25 protein-coding genes are annotated in these 20,283 nt (G+C 72.0%); 6 read left to right on the top strand and 19 right to left on the bottom strand.

The window, feature by feature from the left end:
• Window position 1: 1 nt before the first annotated feature.
• A complete protein-coding gene (locus OHU35_RS33280) occupies window positions 2-754 on the top strand; it encodes a sirohydrochlorin chelatase (protein WP_405507948.1) in 753 nt (250 codons plus the stop codon).
• 13 nt (window positions 755-767) lie between these two features.
• On the opposite strand, the gene OHU35_RS33275 is transcribed toward OHU35_RS33280, so the two are convergent.
• The 8 genes from OHU35_RS33275 to OHU35_RS33240 all read right to left on the bottom strand — a co-directional run bounded on the left by OHU35_RS33275 (window position 768) and on the right by OHU35_RS33240 (window position 4,211).
• Window positions 768-1,052, bottom strand: coding sequence for a gas vesicle protein K (locus OHU35_RS33275; RefSeq protein WP_189721523.1), 285 nt, complete (start codon window positions 1,050-1,052; stop codon window positions 768-770).
• Window positions 1,028-1,243, bottom strand: a complete 216-nt coding sequence (locus OHU35_RS33270) for a gas vesicle protein (protein WP_184589124.1) — start codon at window positions 1,241-1,243, stop codon at window positions 1,028-1,030. The genes OHU35_RS33275 and OHU35_RS33270 overlap by 25 nt, the downstream gene beginning before the upstream one ends.
• Window positions 1,240-2,061, bottom strand: a complete 822-nt coding sequence (locus OHU35_RS33265; protein ID WP_405507945.1) for a GvpL/GvpF family gas vesicle protein — start codon at window positions 2,059-2,061, stop codon at window positions 1,240-1,242. Before OHU35_RS33265 ends, OHU35_RS33270 begins: the two co-directional genes overlap by 4 nt.
• On the bottom strand, window positions 2,058-2,420 hold the full coding sequence (locus OHU35_RS33260; protein WP_189721525.1) for a gas vesicle protein: 363 nt from the start codon (window positions 2,418-2,420) through the stop codon (window positions 2,058-2,060). Before OHU35_RS33260 ends, OHU35_RS33265 begins: the two co-directional genes overlap by 4 nt.
• On the bottom strand, window positions 2,417-2,668 hold the full coding sequence (locus tag OHU35_RS33255; RefSeq protein WP_189721526.1) for a gas vesicle protein GvpG: 252 nt from the start codon (window positions 2,666-2,668) through the stop codon (window positions 2,417-2,419). Before OHU35_RS33255 ends, OHU35_RS33260 begins: the two co-directional genes overlap by 4 nt.
• Before the next feature lie 11 nt (window positions 2,669-2,679).
• Window positions 2,680-3,399 (bottom strand): GvpL/GvpF family gas vesicle protein, encoded by a 720-nt coding sequence (locus OHU35_RS33250; protein ID WP_405507943.1) that lies wholly within the window; start codon window positions 3,397-3,399, stop codon window positions 2,680-2,682.
• The gene (gene gvpJ, locus OHU35_RS33245; protein ID WP_221298611.1) at window positions 3,396-3,779 is read right to left on the bottom strand and encodes a gas vesicle protein GvpJ; all 384 of its coding nucleotides are present in this window, start codon (window positions 3,777-3,779) and stop codon (window positions 3,396-3,398) included. The genes OHU35_RS33250 and gvpJ overlap by 4 nt, the downstream gene beginning before the upstream one ends.
• Window positions 3,780-3,914: 135 nt before the next feature.
• Complete coding sequence (locus tag OHU35_RS33240) at window positions 3,915-4,211, bottom strand: gas vesicle protein (RefSeq protein ID WP_189721528.1); 297 nt, start codon at window positions 4,209-4,211, stop codon at window positions 3,915-3,917.
• Window positions 4,212-4,310: 99 nt separating this feature from the next.
• Between OHU35_RS33240 and OHU35_RS33235 the strand changes: the two genes are divergently transcribed.
• Window positions 4,311-5,165, top strand: a complete 855-nt coding sequence (locus tag OHU35_RS33235; protein WP_405507941.1) for a transglutaminase-like domain-containing protein — start codon at window positions 4,311-4,313, stop codon at window positions 5,163-5,165.
• Here OHU35_RS33235 and OHU35_RS33230 read toward each other — a convergent pair.
• Window positions 5,146-5,520, bottom strand: coding sequence for a DUF4440 domain-containing protein (locus OHU35_RS33230; protein ID WP_189721530.1), 375 nt, complete (start codon window positions 5,518-5,520; stop codon window positions 5,146-5,148). The two genes, OHU35_RS33235 and OHU35_RS33230, sit on opposite strands and share 20 nt — an antisense overlap.
• On the bottom strand, window positions 5,513-6,061 hold the full coding sequence (locus tag OHU35_RS33225) for a DUF1697 domain-containing protein (protein WP_405507938.1): 549 nt from the start codon (window positions 6,059-6,061) through the stop codon (window positions 5,513-5,515). Before OHU35_RS33225 ends, OHU35_RS33230 begins: the two co-directional genes overlap by 8 nt.
• A 316-nt stretch (window positions 6,062-6,377) precedes the next feature.
• On the opposite strand from OHU35_RS33225, the gene OHU35_RS33220 reads away from it, so the two are divergent.
• Entirely contained in the window at window positions 6,378-8,630 is a 2,253-nt protein-coding gene (locus tag OHU35_RS33220; RefSeq protein WP_405507936.1) for an MMPL family transporter, read from the top strand.
• 54 nt (window positions 8,631-8,684) lie between these two features.
• Here OHU35_RS33220 and OHU35_RS33215 read toward each other — a convergent pair whose 3' ends face one another.
• Window positions 8,685-9,005: a hypothetical protein gene (locus OHU35_RS33215; protein WP_359888391.1), complete on the bottom strand. Its 321-nt coding sequence runs from the start codon at window positions 9,003-9,005 to the stop codon at window positions 8,685-8,687.
• A gap of 234 nt (window positions 9,006-9,239) precedes the next feature.
• On the opposite strand from OHU35_RS33215, the gene OHU35_RS33210 reads away from it, so the two are divergent.
• Window positions 9,240-10,190: a zinc metalloprotease gene (locus tag OHU35_RS33210; RefSeq protein WP_405507934.1), complete on the top strand. Its 951-nt coding sequence runs from the start codon at window positions 9,240-9,242 to the stop codon at window positions 10,188-10,190.
• Between the two features lie 27 nt (window positions 10,191-10,217).
• Here OHU35_RS33210 and mgt read toward each other — a convergent pair whose 3' ends face one another.
• From mgt to OHU35_RS33190, 4 genes are all read right to left on the bottom strand, one after another.
• Window positions 10,218-11,417, bottom strand: a complete 1,200-nt coding sequence (gene mgt, locus OHU35_RS33205; RefSeq protein WP_405507932.1) for a macrolide-inactivating glycosyltransferase — start codon at window positions 11,415-11,417, stop codon at window positions 10,218-10,220.
• A gap of 58 nt (window positions 11,418-11,475) precedes the next feature.
• Window positions 11,476-12,066: a hypothetical protein gene (locus tag OHU35_RS33200; protein WP_405507931.1), complete on the bottom strand. Its 591-nt coding sequence runs from the start codon at window positions 12,064-12,066 to the stop codon at window positions 11,476-11,478.
• Complete coding sequence (locus tag OHU35_RS33195) at window positions 12,063-13,487, bottom strand: ATP-binding protein (RefSeq protein ID WP_308400941.1); 1,425 nt, start codon at window positions 13,485-13,487, stop codon at window positions 12,063-12,065. Before OHU35_RS33195 ends, OHU35_RS33200 begins: the two co-directional genes overlap by 4 nt.
• Before the next feature lie 80 nt (window positions 13,488-13,567).
• On the bottom strand, window positions 13,568-14,263 hold the full coding sequence (locus OHU35_RS33190) for a response regulator transcription factor (RefSeq protein WP_405507929.1): 696 nt from the start codon (window positions 14,261-14,263) through the stop codon (window positions 13,568-13,570).
• Between the two features lie 139 nt (window positions 14,264-14,402).
• Here OHU35_RS33190 and OHU35_RS33185 point away from each other — a divergent pair, with 139 nt between their 5' ends.
• Window positions 14,403-15,299 carry a DUF3152 domain-containing protein gene (locus tag OHU35_RS33185; RefSeq protein ID WP_405507928.1) on the top strand — a complete coding sequence of 299 codons (897 nt, stop codon included), beginning with the start codon at window positions 14,403-14,405 and terminating at the stop codon, window positions 15,297-15,299.
• Window positions 15,300-15,322: 23 nt separating this feature from the next.
• Here OHU35_RS33185 and OHU35_RS33180 read toward each other — a convergent pair whose 3' ends face one another.
• The 3 genes from OHU35_RS33180 to OHU35_RS33170 are packed head-to-tail and all read right to left on the bottom strand — an operon-like array spanning window position 15,323 to window position 18,362.
• Window positions 15,323-16,597: a sugar ABC transporter substrate-binding protein gene (locus tag OHU35_RS33180; RefSeq protein WP_359888406.1), complete on the bottom strand. Its 1,275-nt coding sequence runs from the start codon at window positions 16,595-16,597 to the stop codon at window positions 15,323-15,325.
• A complete protein-coding gene (locus OHU35_RS33175) occupies window positions 16,597-17,430 on the bottom strand; it encodes a carbohydrate ABC transporter permease (RefSeq protein WP_189721540.1) in 834 nt (277 codons plus the stop codon). The genes OHU35_RS33180 and OHU35_RS33175 overlap by 1 nt, the downstream gene beginning before the upstream one ends.
• Window positions 17,427-18,362, bottom strand: a complete 936-nt coding sequence (locus OHU35_RS33170; protein ID WP_189721541.1) for a carbohydrate ABC transporter permease — start codon at window positions 18,360-18,362, stop codon at window positions 17,427-17,429. Before OHU35_RS33170 ends, OHU35_RS33175 begins: the two co-directional genes overlap by 4 nt.
• 168 nt (window positions 18,363-18,530) lie before the next feature.
• On the opposite strand from OHU35_RS33170, the gene OHU35_RS33165 reads away from it, so the two are divergent.
• On the top strand, window positions 18,531-19,394 hold the full coding sequence (locus tag OHU35_RS33165; protein WP_405507925.1) for a phosphotransferase enzyme family protein: 864 nt from the start codon (window positions 18,531-18,533) through the stop codon (window positions 19,392-19,394).
• A gap of 15 nt (window positions 19,395-19,409) precedes the next feature.
• Here the strand turns inward: OHU35_RS33165 and OHU35_RS33160 are convergent, their stop codons facing one another.
• Window positions 19,410-20,132, bottom strand: coding sequence for a 3'-5' exonuclease (locus OHU35_RS33160; protein ID WP_405507923.1), 723 nt, complete (start codon window positions 20,130-20,132; stop codon window positions 19,410-19,412).
• Between the last annotated feature and the right edge of the window lie 151 nt (window positions 20,133-20,283).

Below are 20,283 nucleotides of genomic sequence, written 5' to 3'. Positions count from 1 at the left end.
CATGAACAACAAGCCTGTTCTCCTCGTCATCGCCCACGGCAGCCGCGACCCGCGGCACGCCGCGACCGTGCACGCCCTGGTACGCCGGGTACGCGCCCAGCGTCCCGACGTACGCGTGGAGACAGGCTTCCTGGACTTCAACGTCCCCTCGGTGCAGGGGGTACTGGAGTCCCTGGCGGTCCAGGGCGTCCGTGACGTCGTGGCCCTCCCCCTCCTGTTGACCCGGGCGTTCCACGCGAAAGCGGATATCCCGGCGGTTCTCGCGGACGCTCCCCCGCAGCTCCGCATCCACCAGGCGGAGGTCCTGGGCCCGTCCCCGCTGCTGCTGGCGGCCCTGGAACGGCGCCTGTACGAGGCGGGCCTGTCGCCCGCCGACAAGCCCTCGACCGGGGTCGTCCTGGCCTCGGCGGGGTCCACCGACCCGGAGGCGATCGCAGTGATCGCAGAAATCGCGCGGGAGTGGCGGCACACCGGCTGGTGCGCCGTGCGGCCTGCGTTCGCCTCCGCCGGCTCTCCCGCGGGGTTCCCCCGCACCGAGGACGCCGTCCGCGAACTCCGCGCCCTCGGCTGCTCCCGGGTGGCCGTCGCCCCCTACGTCCTCGCCCCCGGCCGCCTCCCGGACCGCATCGCCCGGGGCGCGGCGGAGGCGGACGTCCTGGCCGACGTACTGGGACCGGCGCCGGAGGTGGCGCGGGTGGTGCTGGAGCGGTACGAGGCGGCGCGGGCTCCGATGCCGGCGGCCGTGAGCGCCTGACAGCACGAAGCCGTCACCGGGGTGGCAGCAGGGTGCCCAGCGGGCCCAGGTCCAGGTTGAGGTCCTCCACGCGCAGGTCGTAGCGCGCGCAGAGTTCCCGCATGCGGTCGTCGAGGAGCATCAGGGTCAGGCCGACGCGTTCCTCCTGTTCCTCCGTGAGGTCGCCCACGTCGACGCGGTGGAGGGCCTGGCGTTCCATGAGCTGGCGGAGGAGCTCGACGACCGTCAGGACGAGTTTGACCAGGTCGCGCTCGACCGTGTCCGGGTCGGCGGTCAGACGGCGGGTGGCCGGGGACATGGAGCCTCACTGATCTGGGAGAGTGCCGACGCGGCCACGGGGGCGATGACCGCACGCAGGTCGATGCGGACCAGGTCGACGTCCGCGATGGACAGGACGAGGTCGCCGGTGAGGACGACGCCGCCCTGGAGGAGCCGGTCGAGGAGGTCGATGAGGGCGACCGGGCGGTCGGCGTAGGGGGCGACGGTCACGCGGCGGGCTCCGGCTCCGGCTGGAGGGCGAAGGAGTAGGGGGCCCAGGGGCCGGTGACCTCCACGCGGAGGCCGGGGACGCCCTCGGCGGCCGCGAGCACGCCGGCGCGGAAGGCGTCGACGCGGTCGGCGGGGACGAGGTAGGCGTCGTTGCCCACGTTGGTGCCGGGGCCGGGGCCCGCGAGGCTGCCGCGTTGCGGGCTGTGTGCCACGCGGTCGACGGCGAGGGCGGCGGCCGTCTCGGTGAGGTGTGCGGCGGCCTGGGCGACCGTCCGCCAGGCCTCCTCGTTCCTGCGTTGTCTGCGGCGGCGGATCGACAGGTAGGCGCGGCCGGCACCGAGGCCGGTGGGCTGTTCCTGTCCGGCGCCGGTGTCGGCTTCGGGCGGGGTGATGTCGGGCGTGGCGTAGATCTTGACGCCGAGTTCCAGATGGCCCGTGAGGCGGTGCAGCAGGGACAGGAAGTAGTCGCGTCTGATGTCGAGGGCCTGCCGGGCGCTGTCCTCGTCGTGGTAGACGGTGGCCAGGCGCAGGGGCAGTACGGCGGCGCCGCAGCCGACGAGTGCGGCCACCACGGCGTGGTGGGAACGGACCGTGGACTCCAGCCAGTCCAGGTCGTCGAGGTGGGCCTTGAGGGGCGTCTCGTCGTAGTCGGCGGCCGGGACGTGCCCGACGGCGAAGGCGAGGGGGTGCGTGCCGGCCTCCGGGTCGATCAGGTGGATCGGTTCTCCGGCGACTCCGCGCAGGTGCGTCACCGCCGCGGTGGCCTCGGGGGTGCGGCGCAGGACGGCGTAGGTGTACACGAGGTTCGGGTCGGTCATGGCTCCGGGCTCCTCTCGGCCGCCTTGAGTGCGGCGATCTCGGCACGCAGTCGTTCGTTCTCGTCGGCCAGGGACCGCTCGGGGCGGGCGGCCCGGGAGGAGAGGGAGGGGTCGTGTTCCCACCAGTCGATGCCCATCTCCTTCGCCTTGTCGACGGAGGCGACGAGCAGGCGCAGCTTGATGGTGAGCAGTTCGATGTCGAGCAGGTTGATCCGGATGTCACCGGCGATGACCACGCCCTTGTCGAGGACCCGTTCGAGGATGTCGGCGAGGTTGGCGGTCTGGGCGCCGGGCCCCTGGTCGTAGGGGGAGGGAAAGCGGGACGGTCCGGCGAGTCCGCCTGCTGCCGGGTGGGTCATGGTCGGGGGCCTCGTCTCCGGGCGTTGATCTCGTCGAGCCGGTCCAGCAGTTCGTCCTCGCGGCGGTCGTACTCGGTCTCGTCGATCCGTCCCTCCAGCAGGGCGCGTTCCAGGTCGACGAGGGCCTGCCGGACGGGGGCGGGGTCGTAGTACTGCGCCTCGGCGGCGGCCTGCAGCTGCTCGGCGGCCCAGAGGGTGGTGCGCAGGGGCGCGAGCGGGAGGGTGAGGATGCCGGTGAGCAGGCCCATGGGTGCTCCCGTCAGGCGGCGAAGCTGTAGGGGGGCAGCGGGCCGCGCAGCCGGAAGTCGTAGGCGTCGCCGTAGTCGTGGGCCAGGTCCCGGCCGGCCGCGGTGAACTCGTCGGCGCGGGCGCGTTCGACGAGGAAGGAGACGTTGAGGAAGTCGTCCTTGGACGGGTCGGCCACGACGCTGGCCCGGGCCAGCCCGGACAGCCGCCCGACGATCTCGTCGGCCTGCCGCCGCTGCCGTGCCTCGACCTGCCGGGCCACGAGTTCGCCGAGGGCGAGGCGGTCCTCGTAGGCGCCGCTGCCCTCGCGGGTGTGCTGGTTGAGCCGGCGGGCCTCCTCGGACTCGTCGAGCACCTCGCGCAGCAGGTCGTCCTGGTCGCGGGCGGCCTTGAGGTTGAACTCGGCGGTGCCGTGCAGTTCGCCGAGCCTTCGGGCGTACTCCTCGCCCTTGTGCTCCAGGGCGGTTTTGACGGCGGTGTCGTCGGGGGCGAGCAGGCCGAACCGCATGGGGAGAACCGATCCGTCGGCCATCAGGCGTTCTTGCAGTTCCTGGTGGGCGGCGAGGTCACGGCGTTTGGGCCGCAGGCCGGGGGGAGCGGCGCTGACCACGGCGGCGAGCGGCCCGTGGACGAGCACCCGCGGGGGCTCCTCGGTCCCGCCGACGGTACGCAGGCCGTCGAGCCGCAGGGGGTGGTCGGAGCGGGTGACGGCGTAGACGTAGACGCCGCTCACCGCTCCTCCTCGCGGTCCTTGTCGTCGCGGTCGAAGATGTCCCCGATCGCGTCGATGGCCCCGCCGATCGCGCCGCTGGTCTTGCCCCGGGCGCCGCTCTCGACGAGGTTGCCGACGATGTCGGTGAGTTTGTCCGGCGCCTTGCGGCCGGCCTCCAGGTCGAGGCGGTTGCAGGCCTCGGCGAACCGCAGGTAGGTGTCGACGCTGGCGATGACGATCCGTATGTCGATCTTCAGGATCTCGATGCCGACCAGGGAGACCCGGACGAACACGTCGATGACGAGTCCGCGGTCCAGGATCAGTTCGAGGATGTCGAAGAGTCCGGCCGAACCCGAACCGCTGGAGGTGGCGGCGGGTTGCATCCCGCCGGACTGCGTCATGACGGTCACGTGGGCGATTCCTCTCGCGAGAGTCCGTTCTCGTGCCGCCCGTAGGTACGGGGGTGGTGGCGGGCGTGTTCACGTGAACACCAAAAGACTTGCCGCGAGAGGGAGTTGAGAGGAGACGGGCCGGTCCTAGCGCTGCCGGTCGAGCTGGCCGCGGGCGTAACGGCGCACCCGCTCGTAGCCGAGCAGCAGGCCCTGCGGGTCGAGGGTGACCCGGTAGGTCGCCATGATGGTCATGGTGTCGGGAACCCGCTCCAGCTCCACGACCTCCACGTCCGCGCTCCAGCCGTCCGGGGTCGGGCGGACCGCGGTGACGGAGTCGGGCGTCGTACCGAGCAGCTCGGCGAGCTGGGCCGCCGCGCCGCGCATGGCCTGGACGGCCGTCGTACGACCGGAGGGAGTCGTCTGATCATCGGTGCTCGTCATGGCCCTACGGTGCCAAGGCCACGCGGCGCGTGGGGGCGATTCGGCCAAACGTTCCGAGGCCGTTGACCTTGCCCCTGGGGCAGGGCCGAGGGTCCCGGCATGGACGATCACCACTTGAGGCAGACGCCGTACAGCGACCCCGGCGACCTGGACGCCGGCGGACTGCCCCGCGATCCGCGCCGGCTCGCCGCATCGGTGCGGGACCTGCTCATCCATCGTGGCGAGGGCCGGCTCTTCGGATACGAGGTCCCCGAGAAGCGGCTGCACCACGACGCCGAGTCCCGCTACGTCACCAAGATCCTGCAGATCCTGGCGGAACGCGGGGACACCCCGCTCACCGAACGGCGCTCGCCCGACGGACGGTTCGTGGGCACGTGCCGGGACTTCTCGCTCCTGCTGTGCTCCCTGCTGCGCGCGACGGGGACGCCCGCGCGGCTGCGCTGCGGGTTCGCCACGTATTTCGTCGACGACTGGTACGAGGACCACTGGGTCACCGAGTACCGCGCGCCGGACGGCCGGTGGCGGCTGGCCGACGCGCAGGTTCACCACGAGTACGACGTGCCGTTCGATCCGATGGACGTGCCGCGGGACCGCTTCCTCGTGGCCGGGGACGTATGGCGGGCCTGCCGTGAAGGGCGGGTGGACCCGCAGACCTGCGGGTTCAGCCCCGTCGAGGGGCTCCGGGGCCTGTGGTTCGTACGCGGCAACGTGCTGCGCGACCTGGCCGCGCTGAACGGCGTCGAGCTGCTCCCCTGGGACGGCTGGGACCCCCAGCTCGCCATCCGGGAACCCCTCACCGAGGACGACCTCGCCGCAACCGACGCGGTCGCCGCGGCCCGCTCCGAGGACGACTGGCGCCGGCTCTACGCGGACCCGCGGATGACCGTGCCGGCCGAGATCACGTCGCACGCGCCGTACCTCGGCGACCGCCAGGTCACGTTGCCCGCTCGCTGAACGGTGTCGCCTGGTGGAAGTAGAGCAGCCACCCGTTGTCCGTCCGGCGCCACAGCGAGCTGCGGTGCGCGGAGCTGCCGTCGTACTCCGTGTCGTAGACGAGGTGGACCAGGTCGGGGGCCAGCTGCACGCCCCGCATCCCGGAAGCGGCGACGGGCCGGGAGTCCGAGTCGGTGGTCTCGGCCAGGGAGGCGATGATGGCGGCCCGGTCCCAGTGCCGTCCGGAGGCGCCGAACTCATGGAAGTCGGGGTGGAGCAGCGCCCCGACCCGCTCGGGCGAGCGGCGGACCTCCGGGGTGAGCAGGGCCAGTTCGCGATCGATGGCGGACTCGACGGCGGGGTCGTGCTCAGGCACTGGTCATCTCCACCAGCTTGACCACGGTGTTCCAGTTGCGGGTCGTGGCGATCACGCCCTTGTTGATCCGCGGCTTGGACAGGTGTTCGGCCAGCTTGGAGCGGCCGAGGCCGTTCGGGGCGTACAGGTACAGGGCGCGGTCGCCGAGGCGGAATTCCTCGGGGAGGTAGGCGGCCTGGTCGATCTCAGCGAAGCGGTCGGGGGCCACGGGCGCGGAGAAGTAGGTGACGTGGAGTTGCTTGGCCTCCAGCTCGGCGGCCGGGAAGGGGCAGGCGTCGGCGATCGCCTTCAGATAGGCGTGGTCGCGCACGATCACGTCGACGCCGAAGCCGAAGTGCTTCTCGATGGCGTGCGTGATCTCGGCCGCCGACGACTCGGCGTCACCGTGGCCGGATGTGAACACCGCCTGGCCGCTCTGCAGATACGTGCGTACGCCCTCGTAGCCGAGGCCTTCCAGGAGCGTGCGCAGGTCCGCCATCGGGACCTTTCGGCTGCCGCCCACGTTGATTCCGCGCAAGAGTGCCGCATACGTCGTCGTCATCCGCACACCTTAGGGCGGCCGTCGTGCCCCGTGGGGGTGGGCACGAGGGCCGCCGCCGGGCGGCTGCCCGGCCCCGTAAATTACTCATCGGTCACCGCGGGGCACAACCATCTGCTCAGGATCCACACAGTATGTGTAAGGGGCCACGGTCCCTCGCGGTCCTCCCCAGTGCGGAGACGTCGAGGTCCATGGGGATGAGTTCCGGCCCCGCCACCTCACCGGGCAGCACGACGAGATGGTTTTATCCGGCCCATACCTTCGAAACGAAAGGGGGCGGCAGGGGGCCGCCACCGCTGCACGAGGGGGCGAGCCCGTCATGGGGAACGGAGAAGCGCGGGTGCGGGGCCTGGCGGCCCGGGCCGGCGGCTGGAGCGCCCGGCACCGATGGGCCGCCGTCGGCATCTGGGTGCTGTTCGTCGTCCTGGCGATGGGGCTCGGTTCGGCGGCGGGCCGGGTCGACGTCAAGGACAGCGACCAGCTGAAGGGGGAGACGCACACCGCCGCGCGGATCATCGAGGACGCCGGGATCGACGAGCCGGCAGGTGAGAGCGTCCTGATCCAGACCAGGGGTGGTGGTCTCAAGGCCACGGACGCCGAGTTCAGGAGCGCCGTGACCGCCGTGGTCGAGGCCGTCGAGGGGACCGGCAAGGTAACCGACGTGACCTCGCCGTACGACACGAAGACGATCTCGAAGGACGGGCGCAGCGCGCTCGTGCAGTTCGACATGCGCGGCGAGTCGGACACGGCGGGCGAGCGGGTCGAGCCGGTGCTGAAGGCCGTCGAGGGCGTCCAGAAGGACCACGCGTCGCTGCGGATCGAGGAGATCGGCGGCGCCAGCATGATGAAGACGTTCGACGACGCGTTCGGGGACGACTTCAAGAAGGCCGAGTACTCCGCGGTGCCGGTGGCCCTCGGCATTCTGCTCATCGCCTTCGGGGCGCTGGTGGCGGCCCTGCTGCCGGTGGCGCTGGCGGTCACCGCGATCATGGCGACGATGGGCCTGATGGGCATCGTCAGCCACCTCCAGCCGATGAGCGACACCGCCAACTCCGTGATGCTGCTGGTCGGCATGGCGGTCGGCGTCGACTACTGCCTGTTCTATCTGCGCCGGGAGCGCGAGGAGCGTGAGGCCGGCCATGACGCGCAAACGGCCCTCAGGATCGCCGCCGCGACCAGTGGCCGCGCGATCGTCGTCTCCGGTGTCACGGTCTGCGTGGCCATGGCTGGCATGCTGTTCACCGGGCTCGCCGAGTTCGAGGCGATGGGCCTGGCCTCGCTGATGGTGGTGGCCGTGGCCATGGTGGGGTCCGTGACGGTGCTGCCCGCGCTGCTGTCGCTGCTGGGCGGGCGCGTGGAGAAGGGCCGCATTCCCTTCCTGCGCCGGCGCAAGGCGGGCGGCAGCCAGGACAGCCGGTTCTGGACGGCCGTACTGCGGCGCGTGCTCGCCCGGCCCGTGATCTCCGTGGCGGTGGCGGCCGGAGCGCTGCTGGCCATCACGGCTCCCGCGCTCGGCATGAAGACGCAGCAGTTCACGCTGGACCAGGAGTTCGGCGACTCGCTGCCGATCGTGCAGACGTACAACCGGCTCAACGACGCGTTCCCGGGCGGCTCGGAGCCGGCCGAGGTGGTCGTCAGGGCCGACGACATCAACGCGCCGGAGGTGAAGTCCGCACTCGCCGACTTCCGTGACCGGGCGATCAGTTCGGGCGCCTCGCGCGGCCCGGTGGAGATCAAGCTGCACGACTCACAGAACGTCGCCTTCGTCTACGTCCCGCTGGTCGGCGGCTCCGACCAGGACAGGGCGGGCGAGAGCCTGGACAAGCTGCGTGACGAGGTGCGCCCGGCCACGCTCGGCAAGGTCGACGGGGTCGAGGCGCCGATCACCGGACAGATCGCGGGGTCGAAGGACTTCAACGACCAGCTGGCCGGAGCCGTCATCCCGGTCTTCGCGTTCGTCGTGGTCTTCGCCTTCCTGCTGATGCTGCTGTCGTTCCGCTCGCTGACGATCGCGCTCACGTCGATCGTGCTGAACCTGCTGTCGGTGGGTGCGGCGTACGGCATCCTCGTCGCGGTCTTCCAGCACGGCTGGGGCGCGTCCCTGGTGGGCGCGGAGGGCGTCGGCGCGATCATCACCTGGCTGCCGCTGTTCCTCTTCGTGATCCTGTTCGGCCTGTCGATGGACTACCACGTGTTCGTGGTCTCCCGGATACGGGAGGCGCGGCTGCGGGGTCTGGCGACGAAGGACGCGATCCGGCACGGCGTGGTCACCACGGCCGGGGTCGTCACCAGTGCCGCGGTCATCATGGTCGCCGTGTTCGCGATCTTCGGGACGCTGTCCATGCAGTCCATGAAGCAGATGGGCGTGGGGCTCGCGGCCGCGGTGCTCATCGACGCGACGATCATCCGGGGTGTGCTGCTGCCGGCGGTCATGGCGCTGCTCGGAGAGCGCAACTGGTATCTGCCGAAGTGGCTGCACCGGCTGCCGGACCTCACGCACGACGAGGCGCCGCGGGCGGTCGTCGCCGGACCGGCGGCGCGGGACGACGAGGGCGAGCCCCTCAAGGTCTGATCCCCGCCGCCGCTCGAAGGGCCTGTTGGTTGCCGGGGCAACCAACAGGCCCTCTCAGTTCGTGAGTCGGCGCACGTGCAGCACGCTCGCATCGCAGCGCACGATCTCCAGCTCCCGGTCCGGGCGGGCACCGTCGAAGGTGAGCGCGATATGACGGTCCGCCACGAGCCGCCAGCGACCGGGCACGGCGGCGGGAGCGTCACCGCGTCCCAGCGGGTGGTCGACGAAGGTGCCGTCGGGCGCGAACTCCATGCCGCGGCGCCCGCGCGCAGGCGGGAAGGGGTAGTCGTCGGGCCGGTACACCCGCACGTCCTCGTGGTCCTCCTCGTAGGAATGGATCCAGGAACGGAACAGGTCCGACGAGGGCTCTCTCATGACCCGGCCACCTCACTCGCCCAAAGCCGTTCATATTGCCGGTTTTACACCTAAGTGACTAGGATTATCAGTGTATGGGTTCGGAGGGAACGGGCAACCGACCGCTCCGCCCGGCGTCGCCGCTCGGCCCTCGCAGCGCGTGTCAGACGCGCACTACCGCAGCCCGCGCACTCGCAGCCCACGCACTTCGGCAGCCGCGTGCGCGGCACACCCTCAGCTACCCGAGGGGCAGTCATGTCCGACGCCCAGTCCTACCTCCGCGTCACCTCCGGCGACTACAGCCGCTGGTGCGGCGCCATGGAGGTAGACCGCAGACTCCTCGACCTGAACCCGGAGTACGCCGAGAACCGGGCCCTGATCGAGAACACCGCGTTCACCTACGAGCAGCTGGAGCAGGTCACCGGCCGGCAGAGCCTCGTCGACATCCCCGTCGTCGTGCACGTCGTGCACAGCACCCCCGAGCAGAACGTGAGCGACGCCCAGATCCAGAGTCAGATCGAGGTGCTCAACCAGGACTTCCGGGCCGGCAACCCGGACGTCAACAAGGTTCCGGCGGCCTGGCAGGACCTCGTGGCCGATGTGCGCCTGCAGTTCCACCTCGCCCGGACCGACCCGCTGGGCCGCCCCACCAGCGGCATCACACGCACCGAGTCCTCGACCCCGGACTGGGGCACGGACGACCTGGTCAAGTTCAGCCTGAGCGGGGGCCGGGACGCCTGGCCCGCGGACATCTATCTGAACGTCTGGGTCTGCCGGCTGCGCCGCGGGCTGCTGGGCTACGCCCAGTTCCCAGGCGGTGCCGCCTCCACGGACGGGGTGGTCCTCACGTACACCGCGGTCGGGACCACGGGCACCGCCAAGGCTCCGTTCGACGGCGGCCGCACGGCCGTGCACGAGATCGGGCACTGGCTGAACCTGCGGCACATCTGGGGCGACGACGACGAGGGGTGCAGCGGCAGCGACTTCGTGTCGGACACCCCCAACCAGGCCGGGCCGAACCTGGGTTCACCCGACTTCCCCCGTGTGACGTGCGGCAACGGGCCGAACGGCGACATGTTCATGAACTACATGGACTACACCGACGACGCCGCGATGTTCATGTTCACCAAGGGGCAGGCGGCACGCATGGACGCCACGCTCGACCAGGCCCGCCAGACCCTCACCCGCCAGGCCGTCGCGGTGTGACGGCCCGGCGCGGGAGGAACGCCCCGACTAGCCCCGAGACGCGGGCAGTTCGGCCTCGATGAGGTCGGCCGCGCGGTGTGTGCCGCCCTCCCGGAGCAGCTCCGCCTGGATCTTCAGGCGGTGGGCGACCTCGGGGTCGTCGACGAGGGCGAGGGCCGCTTCACGCAGGGCCTCGCCGGTCGCCTCCTCCGTGGCGAGGTACCGGGCGACGCCGAGGTTCCGGAGCATCTCCGCGTTGCCGAACTGGTCCACGGCCTGCGGTACGGCGATCATCGGCGTGGCGGTGGCCAGGCCCTCCTGACTGCCGCCCGCGCCGGCGTGCGTCACGAACAGGTCGGCCTGCTTCAGGATCGCCAGCTGCGGCACCCAGGAGCGCACCTCGACGTTCGCGGGGACGTCCCCGAGGTCGGCCGGGTCGACGTGCTTGCCGATCGACAGCACCAGGTGCCAGCCGGGCAGGTCGCCGAACGCCTTGACGCACTCCCGGTAGAAGCCGGGCCGCTTGGTGAAGGCGGACCCCAGGGAGACGAGCGCGACCTTCTCGGCGTCGGCCGGCCGCTGCCAGCCGCCCTCGGCGGGGCGCTCGCCCTGGCAGGCTCCCACGAAGGAGTACACGGTCTCGTCGACGCGGTCCGCGTTCGGCTGGAGCGCCTTGGGGATCAGGACGATCGAGCGGTCGGGACGGCCCGCGAACGGGTCGGGGTGCCGGGTGATGCCGTTCTCCTCCAGCCAGGCCTGGAACCGGGCGTAGTAGGCGCGCCCGCGCTCGGTCTTCTTCGGCTCCGCCCACATCGGCTCGGCGACCTCCTGCTCGTACCCCTCCCAGGCGACCATGGCCGGTGACAGGGAGATCGCGGGCACGCCCCAGCGGTGGGCGAGGACGCGGGCCGGGTAGGAGGCGATGTCGTGCAGGACGAGGTCCGGCTCGTCGCCCTCGTAGGCCTCGATCAGCTGCGGGAGGGCCTGGATCGCGTCGTCGAGGAACGGCTCCACGTTGTCCAGCAGTGTGCTCCCCCACGCCTCGGGGTCGTCGTCGGGCGAGGGCAGCGTGGAGTTCCAGGGCTTCACCTCGGCACCGGTGTCCGCGACCTTCTCCGCGAAGACCGGCGGGATCGCGTAGGTCACCCGGTGGCCGCGCGCCACGAGCTCGCGGATCACCTCGAGGCTCGGGTTCACATGGCCGTGGGCGGCGATGGAGAACATGGCGATGTGCGCGCGACTGGTCATGCGCCGACCTTAAGCGAGACGATACGTCTCGTGCAACCTCTTATGTCGCCGTTGTCGATCACGTGGCGGGGCAGCGCGCCGCCGTGCCCTCGAGACGGCGACCGTCCCGGCCCGCGACCATGACCGTCACCGGGTCGTCCCCGGAGTTTGCGGCCTCTGCGGCCTCGGCGGCGGTGCAGATCAGCTGGGTCACCGCGAGATCGGGCAGTGCACCGGCGGAGGGCAGGGACAGTGCGATGGACACGCGATCGCCCCGTGTGGTGACCTTCGCGAAGTCCGCGGCTCCGGCCGCCCGCGGGGCCTCCGTGGCCGGCGTCCGCGGAGTCTCCGTGGCCGGCGGATCGGCCGGGACGGCCGTCGGCAGGTCCGCCCCCGTCAGCGGCAGCAACGACTTCAGCCCGGCGGCCTGTTCCTCCGCCGTGGGCCCTTGCAGCAGCACCTCCACGGCCGACGCCGCGCCGATCGGGGTGACGGCCCTGCGCGGGACCGGCGCGGGCTTGCCGTCCGCCACGAAGTAGACCCGTACCGTCGGCACGACCCCGCCGGCGGGACCGCCCGCCTCCACCACGCCGGTGGCCGGGATGCCGCAGGAGGCGAGCCCGCACAGCGCCGGCACGGCCAGCAGCGCGGCTCGGCGCCGGGCCGTCACAGGTGCTCCCCGCGGGCCGGCTCGTCCCGCCGCAGCGGGAGTTCGACGGTGAAGACCGCGCCGCCCTCCGGACGGTTGGCCGCCCGGACGCTGCCGCCGTGCACCCGGACGTTCTCCGCGGTGATGGCGAGACCCAGACCACTGCCCTCGGTCCGGGTGCGGGCGGTATCCGACTTGTAGAAGCGCTCGAAGACGTGCGGCAGGACGTCCTCGGGGATGCCGGGACCGCTGTCCAGCACCTCGATGACCGCCGACCGCTCGCCGCCCGCGCGCAGGCGCAGACGGACCGGCCGGGCTCCGTGCCGGAGCGCGTTGCCGACCAGGTTCGCCACCACGACGTCGAGCCGGCGCGGGTCGACGCGGCCGCGTACGGCGTCCGGCGGCGGCAGGTCGGCGTCCACCAGGCCGGCCCAGGCCCGGTCGGCGAGGGTGCGGCGCAGCGACTCGGCGAGGTCGATCTCGTCCAGGTGCAGCACCGCGGCGCCCGCGTCGAAGCGGGAGATCTCCATCAGGTCGTCCACGAGACGGGCCAGCTTCACGGTCTCCTCGCTGATCAGCCGGACCGCGGTGGCGGTGTCCGGATCGAGACGGGCGGCGTCCTCGTCGAGGACGTCGGTGACCGCCGCCATGGCGGCCAACGGGGTGCGCAGTTCGTGCGAGACGTCCGCGGCGAACCGGCGGGCCCGGGCCTCCATGCCGCGCAGTTCGGCCACCGACTCCTCCAGGGCCGCGGCCGTCTCGTTGAACGTGTGGGACAGATCGGCGAGTTCGTCGGAGCCGTTGACCGCGAGCCGGGTGTCCAGCCGCCCTTCGGCGATGCTGCGGGTGGCGTGCCGCAGTGCGCGCACCGGCCGCAGCACCCCGCGCGCGGCGAGCAGCGCGAGCAGCACGGCGACACCCAGCGCGGGCACGGTGGCCCGCTCCACGGCGGTGACCAGGGCGTCCACGTACCGCTGTTCGGTGGCCTGCGGCACCGTGAGGAAGACCTGGACCCCCGAGGCGATCCCGCGGTTCTCCTCACCGGCGAAGGTGACCGACATGCCGACGACGAGTGAGGTGTGGTCACCGGTGTTCACCCGCTGGAAGACGGTGGCCGGACTGGTGTCCACGGCCTCGCGCAGACCGGGCGTCAGCTCGTCGAACGAGTCGTCGGGGAGGGAGGTGGCGCTCAGCCCCTCGTAGGCGACCAGCACCCGCCAGTTCCCGGACGGCTCGGCGCGGGCCACATCAGCGGCGAAGCGCCGCAGTTCGGCCTCGCCCGGGGGGAAGGAGAGCTGCGGGGCGAGCCGGTCGACCTGGGTGCGCAGCAGCTTGATCACGGTGTCCTGGCTCTGCTGGAGCACACCCGTGCGCGCCTCCCGGAAACTCAGGGCGCCGGTGGTCGCCGCGGTGAGCGCGGCGACGAGCGCGAACGCCACCACCAGGCGCGTGCGCAGCCCGCGCGGGCGGGGGAACAGGCCACGCAGGCGGGGGAGCAGGGCGTTCCTCGCGGCGAGGTTCCTCACGGGGACACGAACCGGTAGCCGAAGCCGCGCACGGTCTGGATGTAGCGCGGCTCGCGCGAGGGCTCGCCCATCTTGGCCCGCAGCCGTCGGACGCAGGCGTCCACCAGGCGCGCGTCGCCGTGGTAGCTGTGTTCCCAGACCGCTTCGAGGAGTTGCTGCCGGCTGAACACCTGGCCGGGTGCGGCGGACAGCGTCAGCAGCAGCCGCAGTTCGGACGGGGCGAGCGGGACCGGGGTGCCCTGCCAGGTGACCGAGTGCCCGGCGCGGTCGACGGCCAGCTCACCGTATGTGTCGATCTTCGGTATGCCTCCGTCGGCCGCCGCCACGGCCGTCGCCCGGCGCAGGACGGCCCGGATGCGCGCCTCGAGGACCCGGGCCTGCACGGGCTTGACGACGTAGTCGTCGGCTCCGGCCTCCAGTCCTACGACGATGTCCACGTCGTCGCCGCGCGCGGTCGCCATGAGGATCGGCAGCGTCTGGTCCAGGGCACGCATGGCGCGGCACACATCCAGGCCCGGCATGCCGGGCAGCATCAGGTCGAGCACCACGACGTCCGGCCGGAAGGACCGCAGCCGCTCCAGCCCCTCCTCCCCGGTCTCGGCGGCGGCGACGTCGTGCCCCTGGCGGCGCAGGGCGAGGGCGACTCCTTCACGGACGGCGCGGTCGTCTTCGATCAGCAGAACTCGTGGCATGGGCTCAGTATCCGCAGGCCCGCACACCGACGGGCTCCTGTTACCGGATGATCACACAGGCTCTCCGGCAGTTCTTCGTTATCTTTCCGTTATCATTCGCGCCAGGTTCGATCACATGACCCTCGCAATCTGAACAACCATGACCGCGCACTCCGTACCTCCCTCCCGCAGCCGCCGCAGGAACGGCCGCCCTGCGCACTCCGCCGGGCGGCGCGGCCGGAAAGGCCCGCTGTTAGCGGGCCTGTCCGCGCTGGTGCTGCTCGGGGCCGCCGGCCTGGCGGCGGTGGAATGGACGTCGGCGAAGCCCGGAGGAACGGCGGCCGAGCCCGGCTCCGGCCCGGGGACCGAGCCCGCGCCGGACTCCCCCGCCACCACCGCCCCGGCCAGGCCCCTCACCCCGTCGGACCCGTCCTCCCCCTCCGTCTCCCCCTCGCCCTCCCTCTCCCCCTCGCCCTCCGCACGGCCGGAGATCCCGGCCACCGGCCCCGGCACCTTCACCGTCGCCCCCGGCTCGGGCCCCAAGGTGGGGCGGGGCACGACCCTGCGCTACCGGGTCGATGTCGAGGACGGCATCGACCTGTCCGCCCCGGACGTCGCCGAGCAGGTGGAAAACGTCCTGGCCGACCGGCGCGGCTGGACGGCGGACGGCCGTTCGGCGTTCCGGCGGGTGTCGAGCGGGCCCACCGACTTCGTCGTGAAGGTCGCCACCGCCGGGACCGTGGACAAGATCTGCGGCCAGTACGGCCTGGACACCGGCGGCGAGGTCAACTGCAACGTCGCCAAGAACGTGATGGTCAACCTCAAACGCTGGCTCCTGGCAACTCCCGTCTACGCCAAGGACGTCAAGGCCTACCGGGCCCTCATCATCAACCACGAGGTCGGCCACTTCCTCGGCCACGGCCACGTCGGCTGCCCCGGCCCCGGCAAGCCGGCCCCCGCGATGATGCAGCAGATCAAGGGCATGCGCGGCTGCGCGCCCAATGTCTGGCCGTACAGCGAGGAGGGCCGGTACCTCACGGGACCCGCCGTGCCTTGAACGGAGCCGGACCGGCGACGCCGTCAGCGCTGATAGCGCGCCAGCACCAGGTTGCCGTCCTCCTCCAGCCGTTCGCGCAGCGCTCCGAGTCCGATGGCTCCGCTGTAGTACTCCTGCAGGGCCGGGGTCGCCACCTTGTCCTTCCACTCGGGGTAGCCCCGCACCGTCTGCGCGGGTGCCGGGCGAAGATGCCCGGCGAGGGCGGTGCCGGTGGCCCAGCCGTGTTCGGCCGTGCGCAGGGCCGGGTCGGCCAGCGCCTGGGTGCCGGTGGGCAGCATCCAGTCGCCGAGCGCGAGGCGGACCATGTTCGGCGGTCTGAGGAGGAAGTCGATGAAGGCGGCGGCCTCCTTCTTGTGCGGGCAGTCCTCGGCGACGGAAAGGGTCTGCGGGCTGACGCCCTGGGTGAGCCCTCCGGCGCCGGCGGGGGCGGGCAGCACCTGCCAGTCGAAGCCCTTCGGCGCCTGCTGCACGATCTGCTGACGGTAGGAGAAGCCGAGCGGGACCATCGCGTATCTGCCGCCGAAGAAGCCGGGCAGGGTGTCGGAGCCCCCGCTGCCCAGGGTGGTGGGCGAGGCGCTGCGGTCGGTGCCGACCTGTTCGTGGACGGTGCGCGGCACCACCTGGTCGGCCGTCCCGAACCGGACCGTCACCTTGCCGTCCGCCCCGCGGTGGAAGAGTTGTCCGCCCGCCGACAGGGAGAGGTTGAGCGTGGCGGAGACGGGCTCCTTCAGGGGCCAGGCGATGCCGTACTTCCCCTGGCCGCTGAGGCGTTCGGTGATCCGGCGGAACTCGGCCCAGCTCCACGGCTTCTCCGGGGTCGGGATCCGCACCCCGGACCGCCGGAGCCACTTCGCGTTGGCGATCAGCACGCGCGGTTCCTGGAGGAACGGCACGCCGTAGACACCGTCCCCGAAGGTCGTCGTCTCCCAACTGCGCCGCGGGATGTCCGACTTCAGTCGCGCGGGCAGCAGGTCGGTGAGATCGGCCAGGTAGCCGCCGTAGGCGAAGTCCGCCAGGTCGTCGGAGGCGTCGTGGATGATGTCGGGAGCCTCGCCGCCCTCGAAGGCGGTGAGGAGCTGGTCGTGGACGCTGTCCCAGGAGCCCTGGACGTACTCGACCCGGACGTCCGGGTGGGTGGCGTTCCACTCCTTCACCAGCGCCTTGCTGGCCTCGACGGACTCCTCCTGCCAGGCCAGGGACTGGAAGCGCAGAGTGATCCGGCCGTCGTCGCGGGTGCCGCCGGAGGAGCAGCCGGCGAGGAGCAGCAGGAGAACCACGGCCAGCAGACGGGCGCGCATCAGCTCTTCACCGCCCCGGTGAGCATGCCGCCCGTGATCCGCCGCTGGATGATCGCGAAGACGACCAGCGAGGGCAGCGTCGCGAGGAACGCGGCCGCCGCGAGCGGGCCGAGGTCGGCGACGCCCTCGGCCCCGATGAAGTGGGTGAGCACCACCGGCAGGGTCTGCTTCTCCGGTGTCTTGAGCAGCACCAGCGCGAAGAAGAACTCGTTCCACGCGGTGATGAACGCGAACAGGCCCGTCGCCACGATGCCCGGCGCGAGCAGCGGCGCCGTCACCGACACCAGCGTCCGCACCCGGCCGGCCCCGTCGATCGCGGCGGCCTCCTCCAGCTCGGGCGGCACGGCCCGCACATACCCGGCGAGCATCCACAGCGCGAAGGGCAGCGCCCACACCACGTACACCAGCACAAGACCCGGCACGGAGTTGATCATTCGGAGGTTCTTCAGCACCAGGAACAGCGGGATGATCACCAGCACGAACGGGAACGCCTGGCTGACCACCACCCAGCCCGTCACCGCCTTCGCCAGCCGGGTGCGCCGCCGGGCGACGACGTAGGCCATCGGCGTCGCGATCAGCACGGCGATGACCGCCGCCGTGAGCGCGGCGACGAGGGAGTTGAGGGCGGCGTGCAGCAGCGGCTGTTCGTCGAAGGCCTGCCGGAAGTTGGCGAGGGTGGGGTCCTTCGGGATCCACGTCGGATGCAGACTGCCCAGCTCGCGCGGCGGCTTGAACGCCGTGGAGACCAGCCAGAGGAACGGGAAGGCGAGGAAGACGAGGTAGGCGAACAGCGCGGTGTACTGGCCGACGCGGGCCGGTGCGGAGGTCCTCACGCGTCGTCACCTCCCCTGAGGCGGCCGGCGAGGAACACGGCCAGGGCGATCGAGATCACGGCCACCATCACGCAGCCCATGGCCGCCGCGTAGCCGAACTGCCCGTAGCGGAAGGCCTCTTCGTAGGCGAAGAGCATGGGCAGTCGGGTCCGGCCGCCGGGGCCGCCGTTGGTGAGCACGTAGACCAGGGCGAAGGAGTTGAAGTTCCAGATCAGGTTGAGCGCGGTGATGGCGAGGGCGATGGGCCTGAGGGCGGGCCAGGTGACCGTGCGGAAGCGGCGCCAGGCGCCTGCCCCGTCGACCGCCGCCGCCTCGTGCAGTTCGCGCGGGGTGTTCTGGAGCCCGGCGAGCAGCGCCACCGTCGTCTGGGGCATGCCCGCCCAGACGCCGACGAGGATCACGGCGGGCAGCGCGGTGGCCAGCCCGCTGAGCCAGTCGCGGCCGCCGCCCAGGCCGATATCGCGCAGGGTCTCGTTGAGGATGCCCGCGTCCGGGTTGTAGACGAGCCGCCACATGATGCCGACGACGACCTCGGGCATGGCCCACGGGATGATCGCCAGGGCACGGGCCAGCCAGCGCAGCCGCAGCTCCTGGTTGAGCAGCAGGGCGAGGCCCAGCGCGAGCAGGAACTGCGGCACGGTCACCCCGACCGCCCACACCAGCCCGATCCGGAACGACTCCCAGAACAGCGTGTCGTGCAGCAGGTCCCGGAAGTTGAGGCCGCCGATCCACTGCGTGGGCTCGGTGCGGCCCGACTGGGCGTCGGTGAAGGCCAGCAGGATCCCGTACAGCAGCGGGCCGACGCTGAGGACGAGGATGGGGATCAGGGCGGGCAGCACCAGGAACCAGGCGCCGTGGTCCACGGCCCGGCGGGGCCGAGCCCGGCCCGGCGCCGGATCGGCCGGTCTCCTCACCTCGGTCACCGACGTCACGGCATCAGCCCCTTTGCACAGCTCGGACGGGCCACGTCATGGTCGTGAAGGCGGCCTGCCTCGTCAAGGCACCGCGCACACGGTCCCACCTGTGCGAATGCGACACTGACGGACGGATGGCCAGAACCCGACGGTGACGCACAAGAACCGGGACCACGGAGGCGGACGATGGACGAGGCACGGGCGCGGGACGTACTGGCCGCGGCGGACGTGCCGGGCGGCGCGGCCCGCGAGGCGCGGCTGCTGGCGCTGGGCGAGAACGCGGTGTTCGCCGCCGGTGACCTGGTCGTCAAGGTCGGCCGCGACGCCGAACTCCTCGACCGGGCGCGCCATGAACTGGACATCGCGGTATGGCTCGCCGAGGCGGGCGTGCCCGCGGTGCGGGCGGCCGAGCCGAAGGCGCTGCTGGTCGAGGGGCACCCGGTGACGGTGTGGCACCGGCTGCCCGATGCCGTACGGCCCGCCGAGCCGCGGGATCTGGCCGAACTGCTACGGGTCGTGCACGCCACGCCTCTTCCTCCTTTCGAACTGCCGGCCCGTGATCTGCTGGGCGGTGTGGAACGGTGGCTGCGGCTCGCGGGCGACGCGGTCGACCCCGCGGACGCGGCGTACCTGCGGGCGCGGCGGGACGGCTTCGCCGCGGAGGCCGCCGCGCTGACGCCGCGGCTGCCGCCCGGGCCGATCCACGGCGACGCGCTGCCCCGCAATGTGCACGTCGGCCCGGACGGACCGGTTCTGGTCGACCTGGAGACGGTCTCCGCCGACCTGCGCGAGCACGATCTGGTGGTGATGGCGCTGTCCCATGACCGGTACGGGCTCGCGGACGAGGCGTACGAGTCCTTCACCGGGACGTACGGGTGGGATGTCCGGGAGTGGGACGGGTGCTCGGTGCTGCGCGGCGCCCGGGAGACGGCCAGCTGTGCGTGGGTGGCTCAGCACGCGCCGAGCAACCCGAAGGCACTGGCCGAGTTCGAGCGGCGGGTGGCGTCGCTGCGGGAGGGCGACGAGACGGTGCGGTGGCATCCGTTCTGAGGGGCTCAGGCCCGCTCAGACCGGCTCGTCCGCCAACTCCCGCAGAGGCCACGCCCCGTCCACCACAGCGGTGGCGTCGCCCTTGCGGCGCAGGAACCCCTGGAAGTCCGCCGCCCACTCCGCGTACCACTCGATCTGGCGGTGGTGCAGGTCCGCCGGGCCCAGGCTCGCGATCTTGGGGTGGCGGTCGGCTATCGCGCAGGCCAGCCGGGCCGCCGCCAGGGCGTCGGCCGTGGCGTCGTGGGCGGAGTCGAGGTTCACGCCGTACTCCGAGCAGACCGCTTGGAGGTTGCGTTTGCCGCGGCGGTAGCGGTCGGCCCAGCGGTCGATGGTGTACGGGTCGATGACCGGGGCGGGGTCCACGCCGCCCAGGCGGTCCCGCAGGGACGGCAGTCCGTACCGCCGCAACTCGGCGGAGAGCAGGGTCAGGTCGAAGGCCGCGTTGTAGGCGACGACCGGCACGCCCGACTTCCAGTAGGAGGTGAGGACGCCGGCGAGGGCTTCCGCCACCTGGTCGGCCGGTCTGCCCTCGGCCGCCGCGCGTTCATTGCTGATGCCGTGCACCGCCACCGCGTCCTCGGGGATCGGCACCCCCGGGTCGGCCAGCCACTCACGGCGCCCCATCGGCTCCCCGCCCCTGACCTCGATCACGGCCCCCGTGACGATGCGCGCCTCGCGCGGATCGGTGCCCGTCGTCTCCAGGTCGAAGCCGACCAGCAGCTCCCGGTGCCAGCCCATGGGCGGTCCCCCTTCTTGTGGTGCGTCCCCCGGTGGTGTCCCCCAGTGGTCTCCACCTTCGCATGCACCACTGACAATCCGAGGAGCGCGTTCCGCTTACCCCCGGCGGCGGCCGGGTGAACCACCACAACCGCCCCACAGCGGGGCACCG

It is taken from the genome of Streptomyces purpurascens (assembly GCF_045040895.1).
Taxonomy (GTDB): domain Bacteria; phylum Actinomycetota; class Actinomycetes; order Streptomycetales; family Streptomycetaceae; genus Streptomyces; species Streptomyces purpurascens.
This window is presented reverse-complemented; position numbering and strand designations above follow the sequence as displayed.

Bases quoted from the DNA above. Each gene is read 5' to 3' on its own strand.
- OHU35_RS33280 (WP_405507948.1), top strand. From the start codon at position 2: ATGAACAACAAGCCTGTTCTCCTCGTCATCGCCCACGGCAGCCGCGAC.
- OHU35_RS33275 (WP_189721523.1), bottom strand. From the start codon at position 1,052: ATGTCCCCGGCCACCCGCCGTCTGACCGCCGACCCGGACACGGTCGAG.
- OHU35_RS33265 (WP_405507945.1), bottom strand. From the start codon at position 2,061: ATGACCGACCCGAACCTCGTGTACACCTACGCCGTCCTGCGCCGCACC.
- OHU35_RS33260 (WP_189721525.1), bottom strand. From the start codon at position 2,420: ATGACCCACCCGGCAGCAGGCGGACTCGCCGGACCGTCCCGCTTTCCC.
- OHU35_RS33255 (WP_189721526.1), bottom strand. From the start codon at position 2,668: ATGGGCCTGCTCACCGGCATCCTCACCCTCCCGCTCGCGCCCCTGCGC.
- gvpJ (WP_221298611.1), bottom strand. From the start codon at position 3,779: ATGACGCAGTCCGGCGGGATGCAACCCGCCGCCACCTCCAGCGGTTCG.
- OHU35_RS33240 (WP_189721528.1), bottom strand. From the start codon at position 4,211: ATGACGAGCACCGATGATCAGACGACTCCCTCCGGTCGTACGACGGCC.
- OHU35_RS33235 (WP_405507941.1), top strand. From the start codon at position 4,311: ATGGACGATCACCACTTGAGGCAGACGCCGTACAGCGACCCCGGCGAC.
- OHU35_RS33225 (WP_405507938.1), bottom strand. From the start codon at position 6,061: ATGACGACGACGTATGCGGCACTCTTGCGCGGAATCAACGTGGGCGGC.
- OHU35_RS33220 (WP_405507936.1), top strand. From the start codon at position 6,378: ATGGGGAACGGAGAAGCGCGGGTGCGGGGCCTGGCGGCCCGGGCCGGC.
- OHU35_RS33215 (WP_359888391.1), bottom strand. From the start codon at position 9,005: ATGAGAGAGCCCTCGTCGGACCTGTTCCGTTCCTGGATCCATTCCTAC.
- OHU35_RS33210 (WP_405507934.1), top strand. From the start codon at position 9,240: ATGTCCGACGCCCAGTCCTACCTCCGCGTCACCTCCGGCGACTACAGC.
- mgt (WP_405507932.1), bottom strand. From the start codon at position 11,417: ATGACCAGTCGCGCGCACATCGCCATGTTCTCCATCGCCGCCCACGGC.
- OHU35_RS33190 (WP_405507929.1), bottom strand. From the start codon at position 14,263: ATGCCACGAGTTCTGCTGATCGAAGACGACCGCGCCGTCCGTGAAGGA.
- OHU35_RS33185 (WP_405507928.1), top strand. From the start codon at position 14,403: ATGACCGCGCACTCCGTACCTCCCTCCCGCAGCCGCCGCAGGAACGGC.
- OHU35_RS33180 (WP_359888406.1), bottom strand. From the start codon at position 16,597: ATGCGCGCCCGTCTGCTGGCCGTGGTTCTCCTGCTGCTCCTCGCCGGC.
- OHU35_RS33165 (WP_405507925.1), top strand. From the start codon at position 18,531: ATGGACGAGGCACGGGCGCGGGACGTACTGGCCGCGGCGGACGTGCCG.
- OHU35_RS33160 (WP_405507923.1), bottom strand. From the start codon at position 20,132: ATGGGCTGGCACCGGGAGCTGCTGGTCGGCTTCGACCTGGAGACGACG.